The organism is Paenibacillus sp. 2TAB26 (assembly GCF_052115145.1).
Taxonomy (GTDB): Bacteria; Bacillota; Bacilli; order Paenibacillales; family Paenibacillaceae; genus Pristimantibacillus.
In genome coordinates this window covers 178,537-196,720 of sequence record NZ_JBFRGC010000003.1, presented here as the reverse complement: position 1 = coordinate 196,720, position 18,184 = coordinate 178,537, and the positions used below count along the sequence as shown (strand labels likewise).

At 47.2% G+C, this 18,184-nt stretch carries 18 protein-coding genes; 1 reads left to right on the top strand and 17 read right to left on the bottom strand.

The window, feature by feature from the left end:
* Positions 1–193: 193 nt before the first annotated feature.
* Positions 194–1,450 (bottom strand): MFS transporter, encoded by a 1,257-nt coding sequence (locus AB4Z50_RS03950; protein ID WP_441875918.1) that lies wholly within the window; start codon positions 1,448–1,450, stop codon positions 194–196.
* Positions 1,451–2,046: 596 nt separating this feature from the next.
* On the opposite strand from AB4Z50_RS03950, the gene AB4Z50_RS03945 reads away from it, so the two are divergent.
* Positions 2,047–2,661, top strand: coding sequence for a 3'-5' exonuclease (locus AB4Z50_RS03945; protein ID WP_076270792.1), 615 nt, complete (start codon positions 2,047–2,049; stop codon positions 2,659–2,661).
* Here AB4Z50_RS03945 and AB4Z50_RS03940 read toward each other — a convergent pair.
* The 16 genes from AB4Z50_RS03940 to AB4Z50_RS03865 all read right to left on the bottom strand — a co-directional run bounded on the left by AB4Z50_RS03940 (position 2,658) and on the right by AB4Z50_RS03865 (position 18,148).
* A complete protein-coding gene (locus AB4Z50_RS03940) occupies positions 2,658–4,154 on the bottom strand; it encodes an alpha-glucosidase/alpha-galactosidase (RefSeq protein ID WP_339207940.1) in 1,497 nt (498 codons plus the stop codon). The genes AB4Z50_RS03945 and AB4Z50_RS03940 overlap by 4 nt on opposite strands.
* A 132-nt stretch (positions 4,155–4,286) precedes the next feature.
* Positions 4,287–5,201: an AraC family transcriptional regulator gene (locus AB4Z50_RS03935; RefSeq protein ID WP_441875914.1), complete on the bottom strand. Its 915-nt coding sequence runs from the start codon at positions 5,199–5,201 to the stop codon at positions 4,287–4,289.
* 32 nt (positions 5,202–5,233) lie between these two features.
* Positions 5,234–5,956, bottom strand: coding sequence for a nucleoside phosphorylase (locus AB4Z50_RS03930; protein ID WP_076270795.1), 723 nt, complete (start codon positions 5,954–5,956; stop codon positions 5,234–5,236).
* A gap of 4 nt (positions 5,957–5,960) precedes the next feature.
* Positions 5,961–6,635, bottom strand: a complete 675-nt coding sequence (locus AB4Z50_RS03925; RefSeq protein WP_441875911.1) for a sulfite oxidase-like oxidoreductase — start codon at positions 6,633–6,635, stop codon at positions 5,961–5,963.
* A 61-nt stretch (positions 6,636–6,696) separates the two neighbouring features.
* On the bottom strand, positions 6,697–7,620 hold the full coding sequence (locus AB4Z50_RS03920) for an ABC transporter permease (protein ID WP_076270797.1): 924 nt from the start codon (positions 7,618–7,620) through the stop codon (positions 6,697–6,699).
* Positions 7,621–7,622: 2 nt separating this feature from the next.
* Positions 7,623–8,672 carry an ABC transporter permease gene (locus AB4Z50_RS03915; RefSeq protein WP_076270798.1) on the bottom strand — a complete coding sequence of 350 codons (1,050 nt, stop codon included), beginning with the start codon at positions 8,670–8,672 and terminating at the stop codon, positions 7,623–7,625.
* Positions 8,665–10,164: an ABC transporter ATP-binding protein gene (locus tag AB4Z50_RS03910; protein ID WP_441875907.1), complete on the bottom strand. Its 1,500-nt coding sequence runs from the start codon at positions 10,162–10,164 to the stop codon at positions 8,665–8,667. The genes AB4Z50_RS03915 and AB4Z50_RS03910 overlap by 8 nt, the downstream gene beginning before the upstream one ends.
* A 116-nt stretch (positions 10,165–10,280) precedes the next feature.
* Positions 10,281–11,318, bottom strand: coding sequence for a BMP family lipoprotein (locus AB4Z50_RS03905; RefSeq protein ID WP_441875904.1), 1,038 nt, complete (start codon positions 11,316–11,318; stop codon positions 10,281–10,283).
* Between the two features lie 145 nt (positions 11,319–11,463).
* Positions 11,464–11,907, bottom strand: coding sequence for a MarR family winged helix-turn-helix transcriptional regulator (locus AB4Z50_RS03900; protein WP_076270801.1), 444 nt, complete (start codon positions 11,905–11,907; stop codon positions 11,464–11,466).
* 197 nt (positions 11,908–12,104) lie between these two features.
* Positions 12,105–12,998, bottom strand: coding sequence for an urease accessory protein UreD (locus tag AB4Z50_RS03895; RefSeq protein WP_441875900.1), 894 nt, complete (start codon positions 12,996–12,998; stop codon positions 12,105–12,107).
* Entirely contained in the window at positions 12,998–13,726 is a 729-nt protein-coding gene (gene ureG / locus AB4Z50_RS03890; RefSeq protein ID WP_441875897.1) for an urease accessory protein UreG, read from the bottom strand. Before ureG ends, AB4Z50_RS03895 begins: the two co-directional genes overlap by 1 nt.
* 25 nt (positions 13,727–13,751) lie before the next feature.
* Positions 13,752–14,444 carry an urease accessory protein UreF gene (locus AB4Z50_RS03885; protein WP_441875894.1) on the bottom strand — a complete coding sequence of 231 codons (693 nt, stop codon included), beginning with the start codon at positions 14,442–14,444 and terminating at the stop codon, positions 13,752–13,754.
* A gap of 42 nt (positions 14,445–14,486) precedes the next feature.
* Positions 14,487–16,202 carry an urease subunit alpha gene (ureC, locus tag AB4Z50_RS03880; protein ID WP_441875891.1) on the bottom strand — a complete coding sequence of 572 codons (1,716 nt, stop codon included), beginning with the start codon at positions 16,200–16,202 and terminating at the stop codon, positions 14,487–14,489.
* Positions 16,199–16,567: an urease subunit beta gene (locus AB4Z50_RS03875; protein ID WP_441875888.1), complete on the bottom strand. Its 369-nt coding sequence runs from the start codon at positions 16,565–16,567 to the stop codon at positions 16,199–16,201. Before AB4Z50_RS03875 ends, ureC begins: the two co-directional genes overlap by 4 nt.
* 93 nt (positions 16,568–16,660) lie before the next feature.
* Positions 16,661–16,963, bottom strand: a complete 303-nt coding sequence (locus AB4Z50_RS03870; protein ID WP_441875885.1) for an urease subunit gamma — start codon at positions 16,961–16,963, stop codon at positions 16,661–16,663.
* Positions 16,964–17,179: 216 nt separating this feature from the next.
* Positions 17,180–18,148 carry a D-alanyl-D-alanine carboxypeptidase family protein gene (locus AB4Z50_RS03865; protein ID WP_441875882.1) on the bottom strand — a complete coding sequence of 323 codons (969 nt, stop codon included), beginning with the start codon at positions 18,146–18,148 and terminating at the stop codon, positions 17,180–17,182.
* Positions 18,149–18,184: the final 36 nt, after the last annotated feature.

The following is an 18,184-nucleotide window of genomic DNA, read 5'->3' as shown; positions in this document are numbered from 1 at the left end:
CCCTGCACTCTACTTAGTATAAGGAAGACGCCTAAAGCGAGCTTAATGTAACCGTTAAGATTTCATAAAGATTATCTTAATACTTTTTTACGATTTAACAGACAGCTCCTGAACTTCACGGCAAAAAGCCCCAACCATGTCATCCCACGGTCGAGGCTTTTCTTTCAAGATAATTAATATTACCTGCTTTTCGTTAATTTTGCTCCGAGTTTTGCTTCTCCTTAATGAGCCATACCGATATGTATTGCAATACCGCCATGGCAAACAGCACAATTGGCATCCATATAGATTGCAGATCTTTAGCAAGTATAATGAGCAAGCAAATAGAAAGCACCCTTCCCGCATTTAGAAAAAGCTCCCGCATGACAACGGATTCTATTCGCAGCTGCCCTTTAAGAGGCAATGTCCCGATTAAGCGATAATAATAGGAAGTAAGCGTATTGACGGCTAGTGGATTGCATATCGAGAACAAAATCATAAATAAGGCAACCGACCAAAATTCCACTTGAATGAGCAGCAGCGATGAACCGATGGCTACCCCAGTTGTAGACAGGAGCACATATTTGCGTACTTGCTCCTTCTGTGCTTTTCTTGAAATCACATAACCCGTCGCTACCGTAAGCGAAGAGAAGAAAACACCCAAGTAACCAACCCAATCCTCACGCCCAACCGTCTGATACAGCATAATATTTGGCAGGAAGAGCATAATTCCCTGAAATAGACCTAATACAAAAAAGCTGTACAATGCCTTCAGCCAGCGACGGTTCTTATGCATCACCAGCCCCATGAATTTTAAATAATAGGCTTTGTGATGTGACTTGATCATCGGAATGCGGAAGCTGACGATCGCTGCGATAAGGAACATAATGAAGGCAAGCGTGAAAATAATGATGTAACCCTGCAGCCCCTCGCTTCGCTGAATAATGAACCCCGCAAGCGCCGGCCCTGCTAGCCCGGAAGCATTAAAGAAAATCATATTGATTGCAAGAAAACGTATGCGATTCGCTTCCGTTGAGACATCATATTGAATAACTAAATAACCAGTCCAGTAAAGCCCCGCGGCGATCCCATTAAAAATAGCAAACCATATGTAATACTGAGCCACATGCTCTTGTGCAATGACGACCATCAAATAAAAGATGGCAATCATGACGATACCCAGTCGATAAGTGACCATACGATCATGCCGCTTCGCAATCCAGCCACCTAATGCAAAGGCCRGAGGCGTTACGATGAAAACGATGATGTTATAAATTCCGTTTACTGTTAAATCCTGCGTTAACCGCCACAAATATAAATTGAGAAACAAACCCGACATCGATGCGCCAAACTGAAAGCAGCAATGAATGATTAAAGCCGTTATCGCTTCCTTGCTAAGTCTGCTCTCTGGCGGAAGCGGCGTACCTTTCATTACATTCCATTTACTCCAAAATCTCGACCCCGTCCGCATTTGCAGCATCCCCCGTTGCTTCTCAACTGAAAAGCGCTTTCTTTTCTATTTAGTTTATCATATGGCTATCATATACCCTCGACTCAATAAAGCGCTCACTCCTTCAAAATAGCCGTTATTCTTCCATATGGAGCAATCAAGTAACCGTATTCATTGTTTATATCCTTTGTTCGCATGATTAGACTTGCCGATCCGACTTGAAAATAGTAGACATAGCGATTAAACAGATCTAATTTGGTTAATTTTTACATGTGCTTCAAAAGCATGCTAATCGTACCTAATCGAGAATAGCCTCACCCCTCAAATCACAAAATACAACCATTACATTAAGAAGGGGGTGAACCGATCATGGCGAAGCAGCAAGGTCATGCAACCAAAAATACAACGACAAAAACTTCCGACAAAAAAGGCAATGCATCCGGCAATAACCACTAGTCCGCAAAACGAATTTATCAAAGCAAAAACGACCCATTACCGGCTTACTAAGCTCTGGTAATGGGTCGTTTTATGTTTACAATAGAAGGTTATTTATCTTTTTTGTCGAATTATTTCATATACGATTGCAACTTATAACTAGAAAAAGTGGTGAACCAACTATGACTAATCATTCTTATACTGTCATCGATTTTGAAACGAGCGGCCTTGATCCGAAGAAAGATCGTGTGATTGAGATGGCTGCGATCCGCTGCGTGAATGGTGAAATAGCGAGTGAATTCAGTACTCTCGTACGTTACGATGGCAAGCTGTCTGCCAAAATAACAGAGCTGACCGGCATCACGGATGAGATGACCTCCTACGGCATGGACGAGGACACTGCATTCCGTATTTTGAACCGAATGATAGGCGATAACGTTTTGATTGCTCATAATGCTGCCTTCGACCTTGGTTTCCTGCATCATTCCTTGCTTCGCATTGCGGGCAGATCATTTTCGAACAGCTTCATCGATACGCTCACGATTAGCCGCGCGCGGCATGTTTATCCGCATACACTGAAAGACATGTCCGATCGTTATGGCATTCCGCTCATTGGCGGTCATCGTGCACTGAATGATGTTATCGCTTGTTGGGAAATTTTCCGCAAGATGGATGAAGAGCAATCGGTAGAGAGCTACCTCAATACACTAGGCTACCTCAAGAAATTTGGTCCGCCTGCTTGGACACCGCCAGGGACTAGGCTTGAAGCAATGGAGCTGAAATACGCTCCGCGTTAAACCCGCTCCTTGCCTTTATCCGATTCGCCTGCATTTTTATTAGCGGCATCTCGGTCCTGTTGCATTTCCTCAACCGTCTTCACCTTCAGACGCGCCGCGCCTTTATAATCACGCGTAGGAAGTAAAGGCCCTTCCTCCAGGCGTTTCTTGGCTGCTGCGATAGAATCTGTATACTGCGGCAGCCACTGCTCCTGCGCCACAAGCATCTCATCGACCATCTGCCAAATTTCCTTCGGATTGCAAACTGCGCCAACTAGCGGGTCCATCATAAAAGCTTGTCTGAGCAGGTTAATGTCGCCATTTATGGCTGCCTCTACAGCAAGACGCTGCACAGAGATGCTTACATTACACACCGCTGCGGCGCCAAGCGGCAGGTCGCCTACGATTGGCATTGAGATGCCGTTGCGATCAACATAACCTGGCGCTTCAATGATGGCATCGTTAGGCAGGTTAGCTATGACCCCTTTGTTTTCCACATTAAAGTGACCTCGGTAGATTCGTCCTGTTTCGAGTCCTTCAATGATGTATGAACCATGCTCATGACTGCGCAGCTCCGACTTGAATTCATTTGCAGGGTCCTTCATCCAGTTTGGAAAATCAGTCTCGAACCAATTTCGTCCTTCCGTGCATACACGAAGATACCCGCCCGTTTCTCCGTTAATCCATGAGCTCAAATCGATCCAATCGTTAATTTCTTCAGGCCGCTTCCGATACCAAGGGACATACTCGCTCAAATGGCCGTTAGACTCTGTACTGTAATACCCGAAGCGGCGCAGCATATCAATGCGTACCTTTTCCGTACGGCTGAAATCTGGATGTTTCTCAAATGCTTCGAGCAGCTTGCCGGTTAGATCCTCACCGTTATGCTTAATTTGGATGTACCAGGTCTGATGGTTGATACCCGCGCAAATAATATCGACTTCCTCTTGCTTTAGTCCAAAAGCTTCGGCTATTTGCCAGTGTCCGCCTTGCACGCCATGGCATAAACCAATCGTCCGGACACCGCCATACTTGTTGCATGCCCAAGTCATCATCGCCATCGGGTTCGCGTAGTTGAGCAGAAGCACATCCTTTGCAGCAACCTCGCGGATATCACGGCATATGTTCATCATCTCAGCGATGCCCCGCTGCCCATACATAATGCCGCCAGCACAGAGCGTATCGCCAACGCATTGGTCAACGCCGTATTTGAGCGGAATATCAACATCCGTTGCGAAAGCCTCAAGACCACCGACACGAATAGTGCAAATGACGTACTTCGCATCCTTCAAGGCTTCGCGCCGATCGGTTGTCGATTGAATAGAAATCGACAGGCCGTTCTCATGAATATCACGCTGACAAAGCGCAGTCACCATCTCCAGGTTATGTGCATTAATATCTGTAAATGCGATTTCAATGTTTTGAAACTCCTGTACAGCGAGCAAATCCCGCAGCAGTCCACGCGTGAATCCAATCGAGCCTGCGCCTATAAATGCAATTTTAAAAGTAGACATGCCAATCAGCCTCCGATTATCGTCTAAATAGAGTTTGTTTAATCTCCTCTACATTTTAGCAACGATAAAACGGAAGCGTTATCAATATTGTGACCAACTGCCATTCATAGTGTCAGAAATCGTCACTTTGTATTATTCATTGCGCTGCCAGCGGAAGTCCAATGTTTGCGTATTGACCGAGTGACGGTAAGCAATTGGTGTCTGCTTCATATATTTTTTGAACATCGCATGAAAGTATTGCCTACTCCCCACTCCAACATAATCACAAATATCCGCTATTGCAATATCCGTCTCACGGAGCAGCATTTTTGCTTTCTCCATTCGGAGCTCCGTTAAATAGCCTGTTAACGTTTGGCCTATCTGCGCGCGAAATACACGATGCAAATAACCTGGATGCAAGCTTACAGCTGCAGCAATATCCTTTACTTGAATATCTCTATCATAGTTATGATGCATATATTCAATCGATTGCTTCACATAAGCTTCAATCGGATTAGCCCCTTTTACGCCAGCTTCCTTATGAAGTCGCGCAATCGCCAAGATCAGTTGAGCAAACAACAGCTCTGCCTTCATATTGACGCTCCTGCCTCGGCTGTCCAGCTCAAGCACTAGGCTCTTTAGCACCTGATACACTTCATTCGGATCACGCAAAAACAAATAAGAGGACGGCTCTGTGATCAATCTGTCCACAAATTCGTCCTCCATCGCAAGCTGCCGTATAGAGGGAAACGCCGAGGGGCGTTCCCTAAAATCAAATTCAACATTAAGCATCCGGCAGGGCCCACGCTCGTCAACGGTCAGTCGGTGCGGCACATTCGCATCAAGAATAATGAAATCACCCTTCTTGAGCGTCATTTCACATGCATGGCTGGTTGCCTCTGCTTCCAGCTCTATCCCGCAAGCTCCGGAAATGACATACATTATTTCGATTGCATCATGCGTGTGGAAGGCCATCTCGTAATCAGACCATTGCTTAAAATAATAAGCAAACACATGCGGATAAAAATCTCCATTCAGCCATTCTCGCTTGAACAACGTCCCACTCACGTGAAGCCCCCCTTACTTATAGACAAGTATGGTTACGCGGATGCAAGCTTAACTACGGCAAGAAGCGCCGTTTCAATCTCACGCTCGATCGCTTTCGCTACAACATCTGTATGCGGATCATATTCGCCCGCCAAATCAGAATCTGCGTAACCGTCCAGTGCGAGAATCGCTCCCGCGCGTGCACCGCGCATCGTAGCGATAACGAACAAAGCTGCAATTTCCATTTCAACAGCTAGTGCGCCTGCTTGTTTGTACTGGCGATGCGGAATGTCTACAACTCCTGAGAAAAAGACATCAAGCGTTACCGTTATGCCTTTTTTAACAATGCCTTCGCTCTCAAGCGCAGATGCATATAACGCTTCAGTAACCGCGCTGTCTGCAACAGCTGGGAATCCTGCCGGCACCAGCTGATGCGTGAGCCCTTCCGCTCTAACTGCCGCTGTGCTGACGATTAGGCTTCCTGCAGGGTGATCTGCTGAATAAGATCCCGCTGTACCGACACGAATAAGTGTCTTAACGCCTCCGCGGATAAGCTCCTCAAAGCATACCGCGGCACCTGGCGAACCTACGCCGTGGCTTACCACGGCTAGTCTTACTCCTTGATATTCACCAACAAATGTCCGATATTCGCGAGCGAATGCAAGCTCTTTTACATTGTCCAGCTTCTGTGAAATCGTCTCCGCACGGCGCGGATCACCACATACGATAGCGTAAGCCGGCAAATCTTCTGGGTTAACTTGTAGTATAGGCAGCATCTGATTAATCAAACTCCTTCGTTATCCATTCGTCTTCCGGCATCGAATTCTCTTCGCTCGTGAAGCGTTGTTCTTGAAATGGATCGGCATAGTTGTGGAAGCCGTTGCGCTCCCAGAAGCCTTCGCGATCCTCTTTCATAAACTCAATACCACTAATCCACTTTGCGCTTTTCCAAAAATACAAATGAGGAACGAGCATCCGCATCGGCCAGCCATGCTTGTCAGTCAGCGGCTCACCGTCAAATCGATGCGCAAGCAGTACATTATCGTGCAATAAATCCTCAAGCGGCACATTCGTGTCATAGTCCTCATCTGCATGAAACATAACATATTTGGCATCTGGCTTAACGCCCAGCAAAGGCAGCAAGTCCTTGAACTTAATGCCTTCCCATTCTGTGTCCAGCTTCGACCAGCGCGTTACACAATGAATGTCGCACTTCGTTTGGGTTTGAGGCATAGCAAGCAGCTCTTTGAAGCTGAACGTACGCTCTTCCTCTACCTCGCCGAATACTCGCAGCGACCAGGTGTTGATGTCATAGGAAGGAACCTCTCCCTCATGCAAAATCGGAAAACGCTCGGTCATCGTTTGACCAGGCGGAATCCGATGAGCGATCTCGGGAGCAAGCACCGTCTGTTTAATGCTAGTCACTTTTTTGAGACGTTCTGCTTTTTTATGCATCTCGTATACCTCCAAATTCCATTCCTTGCTGATTCATTTCAAGCTATTAAGCATCTCAGCTCTACCTGGAGCTCTCATTCGACTTGCGAGCTTCCTGCATATAACCTTTATCTTTAAAGAACAACATAGCGAGAATCGTAACGATATAAGGCAGCATCATCGTAAAATGAGTCGGCAGCGCAAAGCCCTGCAGCCTGATGCTGAGTGCATCCATAAATCCGAACAGCAAGCTTGATGCCGCAACACCGATTGGATTGGATTGGCCTAACATCGTTGCAACGAGCGCAATGAAACCTCTACCGGAAGTCATTCCCTCTGTAAACATAGTGACATTGCCGAGCGACAGCTGCGCGCCTGCTAACCCGCACAGAGCGCCGCAGAGCAGCACTGCTCCATATTGAATGCGAGTTACCTTGATGCCTAAGCTTTTGGCTGCTGTTGGATTCTCTCCAGCTGCCAGCAAGCGAAAGCCGGTAACCGTTTTGAACAAAAACAGCTGCAGCACAATAACGAGAATGATGGACAAGTAGACGAGCGGGGAATGCCCGGATAAAACCTCGCCGAACCATGGAATATCCTTTAACAATGGAATATCCCATTTAGGCAGCCCAATCATATCCTTATTGTAGTATGCGCCTTTCACATCAAAGATTGCACGCAGTGAGAATGTCGTCAGTCCAAGCGCCAGAAAGTTAAGCGCAATACCAACAACGATAACATTCGCTTTCAGATGAATACTCATAAAACCGAACAACACTGAAAACAGGAGTGAGCATAATACCGCAAACAATACGGCTGCGAACACATTTCCGGTGAAGTGGTTGCCTACAATCCCAGAAAATGCACCGATCAATACTAAGCCTTCTAGGCCTACATTAAACAAACCAACACGCGCGCATATTGCGCCGCCGAGTGCCGCAAGCAGAATTGGTGTAACCATACGAAGCGTCGAGGCATACAGCGAGACATCTAATAAAAAATCCATACTTATGACCTCGCCTTCCTGCGTTTAATGAACGAATATGTGAACTTAGCAGAAACGAACAAAATGAGCACCGCTTGAATAATGCTTGATACCTCCAGCGGAACATCTGTATTCCGCTCCATGCCCATACCGCCGGTCTGCAGTGCAGCAAGCAAAATCGCTGCTACAGCCGTACCGAGCGGATGCGATCCGGCAAGCAATGTTGCCATAATACCCGACCAGGCGTAACCCGGAGAAGTCAACGCGCCATCCAAATAGCGGTACTGCGTGCCGAGCACTTCAACGGAGCCAGCTAGTCCAGCAAACCCTCCGCTGACGAACATGCTGATAAGCATCATTTTCCCACGCTGCACGCCGCCATAGCTTGCAAACAACGGATTGCCGCCAAGCATTCTAATTTCATAACCCTTAACGGTATAGCGCATGAACAAGAACAGCAATATTGCTCCGACTACAGCGATAATAAATCCACCATGAAGGCTCATTCCTTTAAACAGCTTCGGCAGCCATACGCTTTGATCAAGCATAACCGTCTGCGCCATTGCAGCAGAGCCTGTACGATCCTTGAGCGGATACGATACAATATACCCTGCAAACAACGTTGCAATATAATTGAGCAATAATGTGGTAATGAGCAGATTCATTCGAAATCTAGCATCGAGCCATCCTGCGAATGCCGACCATATTCCCCCGGAAATAATTCCAGCTATAATAGCAGCTACGAGCTTAAACCAACCTGGCCCCGGCAAATAGATTGCCGTTACCGCTGCGCTTAGAGCGCCTAGTACCATTTGGCCTTCTGAGCCCATATTAAAAAATCCAGCACGGAATGCCAGCGCCACCCCTAGGCCAATAAGGATAATAGGCGTAGCTCTACTGAGCGTATTCGTAAAAAAATAAAAGCTGCCGAAGGCGCCCTTCCACATTTCCGCGTATGTCTCCATTACGGAGCCTCCGACGATAACAATGGCAATCGCACCCGCTGCTAAACCGATGATAACAGCCAAAAGCGGCTGTAACAGCGAACGTCCGAATTGTACCAGCTTATCCAACCGCTTTTCCTCCCGCCATTAACAAACTAATTTGCTCTTCTGTAGCTTTGTCAGCATCCAGTTCCCCTACGATCTTACCTTCATACATGACCAACACCCGGTCAGATAGCTTCAAAATTTCAGTCAGCTCTGATGAAACAAGCAATATAGCTCCGCCTTCATCCCGCTTCTTTAGAAGCTCGCCATGTATAATTTCCATTGCGCCGACGTCAACGCCTCGCGTTGGCTCCGCTGCGATAAGAAACGGCGTCTTCTGCGCAAGTTCCCGTGCAACGATAAGCTTCTGTAGGTTTCCGCCGGATAAATACTGAGCTTTTGTAGATAAAGTGCCTGTTTTTATCCCAAAGCGTGTCACCCACTCGCCTACCATCTGACGAATGCTCGTCCCATTCAATACACCAAGCTTTTGATGCTTGTCAGCATGTCCCATCAAGCCATTCTCCGTAACGGTCGCATCCTTCGCAACGCCCCACTGGTAACGGTCCTCAGGAATATGAGCAAGCCCGCTTTCACGAATATCGCCAACTGGCGCACCGGTCACATCTTTACCCAGCAGCTTGATTGTGCCTGCTCCGGGTTTCATTAAACCAGATATCGTCTGCAATAACTCGGATTGACCATTGCCTGAAATACCCGCGATCCCCACAATTTCGCCCCCATTGACATGAAGGCTAATATCGCTAAGCAGCGGCTTCGCTTTGACACCAGGAATAGAAACATTCAATACCTCAAGAACAGGCTTGCCTCTGCTCACCTTATTTCGTGATATATGTACTAAATCCCGGCCTACCATAAGCCGTGACAAATGTTCCGCATTCGTGTCTTTCGCTTCGACTGTTCCCGTCACCTTGCCATCTCGAAGGACGGTAACGCGGTCAGCAACTTCCATAATTTCTTGCAGCTTATGACTAATAAGAATAAAGCTTTTGCCCTGCGCGGCTAATCCTTTAATCGCAATGAGCAGCTCTTTCACTTCGAGAGGCGTCAAGACGCCAGTCGGCTCATCCAAAATAATAACTTCAGCGCCCTGATAGAGCACTTTCAAAATTTCAACGCGCTGCTGCATGCCAAGCGAGCAATCTGCAACTTTCTTCCAAGGGTCTACCGGCATGCCATAAAGCTTGCCGATTCTTTCCACCTCTGTGGCAGCTGCCTTACGGTCAAAACCTACCCCTTTGGAGGGCTCGCGCCCAATAACGATATTTTCGGCAATCGTAAACGTCGGGAATAACATGAAATGCTGATGAACCATTCCAATCTTATGCTTAATCGCATCAGCTGGGTTCCCGAACGAAACCGGCTTGCCGTCAATGCGAATTTCACCGCTAGTTGGACTTTCCATCCCGTACAGAATACGCATTAACGTCGTTTTTCCTGCACCGTTTTCACCTACTAGGGCATGAATTTCTCCTTTTTGCAGCGAAAACTGAACATTGCTATTTGCGGTTACGCTCCCATATGACTTCGTAATGCTGTCCATTTGCAGCAACATACAAAAGCTCTCCCCTTTCAATCCCGATATAAACAAAAAAACCGCTCCCTCGATTACAGAGGAAGCTTCTAGGCAACAAGCAAGCCGGCTGCATGGGTAGCAGCCGGCCTGTTGTACTATTGAGCTAGCGGATTAACTACTACGATTTTACCAGATTTAATGTCTTCTGCGATAGCTTTTACTTTATCGACATTTTCTTGGCCAATAAACGGGCTAAGCGTTGATTTGCTGTCTCTTGTTACGAAAGTCAAGCCTACGCCGTCTTCTTTCAAGCCGTAGTCTGCAACGCCGAATGCAAAGCTGCCATCAACGAAGCTTTTCACTGTTTCGTAAGCAACTGCATCCGTACCTTTCAATTGTGAAAGCACGATATGCTCTGGATCTTCATCCGTACGGTCTGTATCTTGACCTGAAGTGAAGAAGCCTTTTTCTTTCGCTGCGTCAAACACACCATTGTCGCCAACTGCTGCCATACCTGCGATAAAATCTGCGCCTTTGGACTGTTGAAGAAGCGCAAGCTCTTTACCTTTAACTGGATCCGTGAAGCTGCCTACATAGTTGATAAGGAATTGTGCATCTGGATTTGTGCTCTTCAGACCTTGTTCGAATCCTGATGTATATTTGCTAAGAAGTGGAGCGTCCATTGCAACGACTGCACCCACAATATTTGTTTTAGTTGCAAGACCTGCAAGTGCTCCCATCAAGTAGGAAGCTTCATGCTCGCGGAAGTTAACGCTGCGAACGTTTGGAAGATCAACTACAGTATCGATAACTGCAAAAGACTTGTCCGGATTTTCAGCAGCCACTTTCTTAAGTGCATCTTCTGCTTGGAATGTTGCTGTAATAATCAAGTCATAATCTTCAGCTACAGTTGCACGAAGATTTTGTTCAAAACCCGCTGGGTCCGTGGACTCAATTGTTTTCACTTCAGCGCCAAATTCGGAGCCTGCTTTTTTKAAGCCTTCATCCATCAATACAAAAAACTTGTTAACGCCAATTTTTTCGGGCAATACAAGAGCGATTTTTTTCTTGTCCGCTTTGTTGCCTGCACCGTTATTCGCTGCGTTTCCTGGTTCATTTTTGTTAGATCCGCAAGCTGCAACAATCGCAACCATTAGAAACAACGATACCGCCAAAGCAAAAACCTTTTTCATCGTAATCTCCCCTAAACAATTGAATGTATTAATTCCTTTTAATCCTAGTTGTTTTATCGGATTTTGTCAATCTTTTTCGATTCGACAAATTTCTAGTTTATTCTACACTAAATTCATCCACAATAATAATAAAATATGAAATTAGTCACGAATTTGTAACATCCGATTCCATATTACGACTCATTTGCTCAAACAACTGAACACCTTGCTCCATATCTGCTATCGACATGCCATCGAACAGCTTAAGCATCAGCTTCGAGCGTATCGTCTCTATTAAATGGATGATTTCCAAACCCTCTTCCGTAATTTCGAGCATCACGACACGCCGATCCTTCTCGCCGCGTTCGCGCTTCACATACCCAAGCTCTATCAAACGATCAGCAATTCCAGTAACTCCACCACTAGTGATGAGCAGCTGTTCAGCCAAAGCTGATGCTTTCTGTGGTCCTGATTTCCCTAAAATAATTAGCATTTTCCCATGGGTCATGCCTAAGCCATGCACATTATAGGTGTGCCATTCGGTGTTTATTTGTCTTCTCACTTGACGAAATGATTCGTCCAGCCGCCTCATTAACTCTTGTCTTTCCATATTTGAAGCTTCCAATTGATCACCAACCTATCTACTTTCTTTAATCCATACTGTTGTTCATATTATACCTTCCCTTTCTTTGTTTAACTAACGTTCAGCACGAAATAAATATGAAACCTTTTTGATTTAGCACAAAAAGACCAACCCAAGGTTGCAGGTTGACCTTTTTTTTTCGAAAAAGTATAAAACCGCTTGATCTATCCTTGCAAAAATCGCAGCGGCGGCTTGCCAAGCAGTCCCATTCGCGCAGTCTGCCACAGCTCTTGCATTAATTGCTGCAGCGGCCATGCTGCCGTTGAGGCTGCGGACACCGCAACACCGTAACGATAGGTCATAGACGCTCCGCCAATTACTTTATGAGCCTCGGGAGCTTCGAAGCTGTCCAGTTTCTCCTGAAGCTGCTCCAGATGGCTGCTGTTGACACGATCACTGAACATATAAAAGGTAGCCCAGTGCGTCATCTCATCCCAACTGCCAGGCGCAGTTATAACTTGACTGCCTGGCACTACTCGCTGACGCTGCGAGAAGATAAGCTCTTCACCATAATGAACGGTTAATGAATTGCTGTATGAGCGATAGTCGAAGCGTTCGCCGCGAAGCGTGCGACCTGGACAAAGGACGTCGGCTTGCAGCCAAGCAGACCCTTTTTGCAGTCGAACCTGTGTATCGTTTCGAAAGGCTGCTTCCTTATATAGCATAATGGGCTCCGGCATATGCTCGACGACTGCATCTGCCTCTAGTTCGAACAATTGCTGCATCGAAGATTCACTGTTAGGTGAACTAGGATGCACCTTCGTATACGATTGGTTCGTAATCATGACATGAGAGTGCTGCTCGGCTGTCCATTCCAGCTCATACCGGTCACCGCTGAGCAGGCCAGGTGAAACATCCATTACGATTACGCCCAGCTGACCATCCAGTGGAAAAGCTTTGGCAATCTTTATCGGAGCGGTATGATATTTATTGCCGATTAACGTTTGACCGAGGCGGCTGGCAAACGTTGCACGCAGTACGGATGTCCTGACCTCTCCCACTGCATTATCCACGTGCCGAATGGCTGCAGCCTCTGCACTGCTTTGCTCACGCTTCATTAGGAAGCTGTGTGCCGCTTGTCATCAGGTATGCTCGTAAGCTGGATCACATGCGAGTGTTCCGTTCCGCGCGCATGTGCTACCTCATGTGTAAGCCAATTCACAATCTCATCCACGCCATCGCCGCCAAACAAATTAGAGAAAACGAAAGGACGCTCCCCGCGCATCTTAATTGTGTCAGCTTCCATAATTGCGAGGCTCGCTCCTACATACGGCGCAAGATCGATTTTGTTAATGACAAGCAGGTCCGAGCGCATAATGCCAGGTCCGCCTTTGCGTGGAATCTTCTCGCCTTGGGCGACATCGATAATATAAATAAAACGATCGACAAGCTCTGGACTGAACGCCGCAGCAAGATTATCTCCACCGCTCTCAATGAAAATCAGATCCAGATGGTCAAAACGCCGCTCCAGCTCCTCGATAGCTTCAAAATTCATCGATGCATCCTCTCGAATGGCTGTATGCGGACACCCGCCAGTTTCAACACCGATAATACGTTCTTCCGGCAGCACACCCGTATTGAACAAAATACGAGCATCCTCCTTCGTGTAAATATCGTTCGTAATGACAGCTAGGCTGTATTTGGTATGCAGCTCACGCGTTAATCGTTCTACAAGCGCTGTTTTTCCTGAGCCCACTGGTCCCCCGATACCGATTCGGATCGGCCTTGAGCTGTCTATTGCCGGGCTTTCCCATTCCTGATGCGTATGTCCTTGTCCTTGGCACATTTTTCATTCCTCCATTAATTTATAATTAAGACATAAATAATCGCGAATATAACCGTTCGTGGCGCATCATCGCCATCTCCGCCATCGGCATATTAGAATAGGCTTGTTCCGGATCCATCGCACGCACGATTTCCAAAGCGTCTGCTGTTAGCGGTATTAGCCTTGCGACCAACGATTGGCCCTCCGTCTGTCCCATCGACATCAGCCGCAAAGCGCTGTTGACGCAAGTAACGATGCAAGTATACAAATAGCCTTGGATCGCTTTCTCCTCCGATATGCCAAGCACCCAGCAGGCATAGCCGTGCGAGAGAGGATGGGAAGCAAAACAATTCCCTGCCTTCATTGCTTCCAGTAAAGGCGACCAATCCAGCTGCGGATGTATAGCTGCTGCAAGCTGAAGCAGCCGCCGTCCCATTTTCTCTACGCCGCTGCGTGTTTCTGATGCGACCCTTTGCAAATGAACAATCCGCTCAATCGCCCACACCTTCTCCCAATTCCCTTTTGGCGCATCCCTATATATGGCCTTGATCACCATTGCATCCGAGCTTGCCCAGCTTTGCAAAAGCATGGCTGAGGCATAATCATAGAGCTGAGCAGAACGATTCATACGGCCATCTTGAACCATGGTCTCAAGTCCGAACGAATGCGAGAAGCCGCCGATCGGCAGCGCTGAATCGAGCAGCTGCTGCATAGCCAGCCATTTCATATCATCATTCAATTTTTCGCTCGCCCTCCTGTCCTCCATGGCCGCAGCGCGCAGCTAAAATAAGAAATAACGCTGCGCCATCGGCAGCACCTCAGCTGGCTCGCAGGTCACATGCTCGCCATCTACCAGAACATGATAGGTTTCCGCGTCCACCTCAAGCTTAGGCGTTGCATCATTGTGGATCATATCCTTCTTCGTTACGCTGCGGCAGCCTTTTACAGGTTCAATACGTTTCTGCAGTCCGAGCTCCTTCACAACCCCGAGGTCATAGGCTGCCTGTGATACAAACGTAATCGAGCTGCTGAACACCAGCTTCCCGAAGGAGGCGAACATCGGCCGACCGAACACAGGCTGCGGTGTTGGGATGGAAGCGTTTGGATCACCCATCTGCGCAAATGCGATGCTCCCGCCCTTCAGGACGATATCCGGCTTGACGCCAAAAAACATTGGATTCCAAATGACAAGATCGGCGAATTTGCCCGCTTCCAGCGAGCCTACCAGATGAGAGACACCATGCGTGATCGCAGGATTAATCGTATATTTGGCAATGTAGCGCTTAATACGGAAGTTATCATGCTGTTCATTGTCCGGAAGGAGCGGTCCTCGCTGCTTTTTCATCTTGTCTGCCGTTTGCCATGTGCGGATAATAACTTCTCCTACGCGCCCCATCGCCTGTGAATCGGAGCTAATCATGCTGAATACGCCCATATCATGCAAAATATCTTCCGCTGCAATCGTCTCCGGCCTAATCCGAGAATCAGCGAATGCAACGTCCTCAGGAATGCTGCTGTCCAAATGGTGGCAAACCATCAGCATATCCAAATGTTCTTCTATCGTATTAATTGTAAAAGGACGAGTAGGGTTCGTGGATGACGGCAAAACATTCATCTCACCCGCCGCGATGATGATGTCTGGGGCATGACCACCGCCCGCGCCCTCGGTATGATAAGTATGAATCGTCCTTCCGCCTATGGCCGCAAGCGTATCCTCAACAAAACCTGCCTCATTCAGCGTATCGCTGTGGATAGCAACTTGAATGTCATACTGATCTGCGGCTTGCAAGCAAGCGTCAATTGCTGCTGGTGTTGTTCCCCAGTCCTCATGCAGCTTAAGCCCAATGGCTCCCGCTTCAATTTGCTCAATGAGCGGAGCGGTGAATGAAGCATTGCCTTTACCCGTAAAGCCGATATTCATCGGAAAATGTTCGGCTGCCTCCAGCATGCGCCGCATATGCCACGCGCCAGGTGTTACCGTGGTTGCATTGGTTCCTGTTGCCGGACCTGTTCCGCCGCCGATCATCGTCGTGACGCCTGAGGAGAGCGCCGTTTCAATTTGCTGCGGACAAATAAAATGAATATGCGAATCAATGGCTCCTGCTGTTACAATCTTTCCTTCACCGGCAATAACCTCGGTACTTGCGCCAGCAATCATATTTGGGTGCACGCCGTCCATAATGTCTGGATTTCCGGCTTTGCCGATGCCAACGATAAATCCATCCTTTAGGCCGATATCCGCTTTCACAATGCCGGAATGATCGATAATAACGGCATTCGTAATCAATGTATCCAGCACACCCTCATCACGCTGCGCGCCGCTCGACTGCCCCATGCCATCGCGTATAACTTTGCCGCCACCGAACTTGCATTCGTCGCCATACACCGTGTAATCATGTTCAATCTGTGCCCATAGCTCCGTATCTGCCAGCCGAATGGCATCACCCGTTGTAGGGCCAAACATGGCCGCATAGCTGCGTCGATCCATCTTAGTCATTTACCTTCGCCCTCCCAAGCCGCAAGTCGTTCGCGAACAACATCTGGCATCCTGCCGTTCTCCGCTTTCCCTTGGCTGAGACCATTAAGTCCATAAGATAGCTTTGTACCACCCAGCTCAACAACGGTTATAGGCTTCTCCTCACCAGGCTCGAAACGAACCGCTGTCCCTGCTGCGATGTGAAGACGCATCCCGAAAGCTGCCTCGCGATCAAACCTCAATGCACGATTCACTTCAAAAAAATGAAAATGAGAGCCTACCTGAACCGGTCTATCTCCAGTATTTACTACAATCAACTGATTCGTCATTCGCCTTGCATTTAATTCAATTTCACCTTCAGCCGTTCGATATTGTCCAGGTATCACAGGCCATTCTCTCCTCTCCTATAAAGCTGATCGTTCACATGCCACTTTCTATATCAAATGAAATGTTGCCCATAGCCGTTTTACTTATAGTTATCAAGTTATCGGGTCGTGAATGGTAACAAGCTTCGTTCCGTCTGGGAAAGTCGCTTCCACCTGAACCTCGTGAATCATTTGCGGTATGCCAGTCATGACTTGATCTGCATTCAAAATTTTTGTTCCAAATGCCATTAGCTGTGCAACTGTCATTCCATCACGAGCGCCTTCCATAATTTCAGAGGTGATTAACGCTATGCTTTCAGGATAATTAAGCTTCAAGCCGCGATTCATTCGTCGTCTTGCCAAATCTGCAGCGATCGTAATGAGCAGCTTTTCTTTTTCACGTTCGGTCAATTGCATGTACTCACCTCTTTATCTGTATTAGTTTTATTATAAACAGCAAAAACCGGTTCGTAAATCATTTAATGTTAGTTTTTGTGACATAAAAACAAAAAGTCCAGAAAAAGCGACTCGCGCTCGTCCTAGACTTAACATGACAATAACACAACTATTTTGATGAGAATAACCGTCTTTTTTCTGCATCATTCGAGAAAAATAGATTTAACTCTATCTTATTTATCCTACTTTAAAGCCGAGTTTGCTTTGGACATGCCCCATCACGCTCTCCAAGCCGCTTAATTGAAAACCGTATTCAAACAGCTTCCCTGTTTCCGTGAATCGCTGCTCTGGCGTCTTCGCCCCCATAATGACGGATACAAGCCGTTTGCCATCCTGCTTCGCAGTACCTGTAAAGCAATAGCCAGCCTGCACGGTATAACCTGTTTTCAATCCGTCATTGCCCGGAAATGCATACGGCATGCCGCTTAGCATCATGTTTGTCGTCTTCAATCTTTGCGAGGTGCTCGCAAGCTTCACGCTATTGCGGCTGGAAACATCGACTACCTCAGGATACTTCTTCAGTAAATAGGCAGCTAGTGTTGCTGTATCCTTAGCTGACATCATGGTGTCCCTGTCTGAGGAAGCAGCTTCGAACGGAAGCAGATCCTCATGGCTTAGGCCCGTTGCATTCGCAAAGACGGTTTGATTGGACAAGTCCAGCTTAGCAGCCCGATTGTTCATTAATTGAACAAAGGCAGCCTCACTGCCGCTAACATGCTCTGCAAGCGCTACTGCCGCATCGTTCGCGGAATGAATCGCCATCGCTTCAAAAAGCTCTCTAACCGTATAGGTCTCCCCCGCTGCAAAGCCTATTTGGGAACCTGGCACCTCTGCAGCATAAGCGCTGGTTTTCACTTGTTCTTTCCAATCAAGCGTACCTTCACTTGTGAGATCTAATATGATAAGCTCTGTCATCAGCTTCGACATGCTTGCAGGCGGCAGCGCTTCATTTGCATTTTTTTCGTAAAGCACTTCCCCTGTATTGAGATCTATTAAAATAGCCGAGCTAGAATCCAATTGCAAATCAGCTTTAGATGGGCTGCCTTTTAATGAAATGACGTAAAAGACACTGACGATCACTCCAATTGCGGTTAGAAGCCACAAAACTGTACCTCCACGTTTTCTTCCATACGTTTCTTGCTGCATAAAAAACGATCCCCTTTCACTGTCTCTTCTATACAA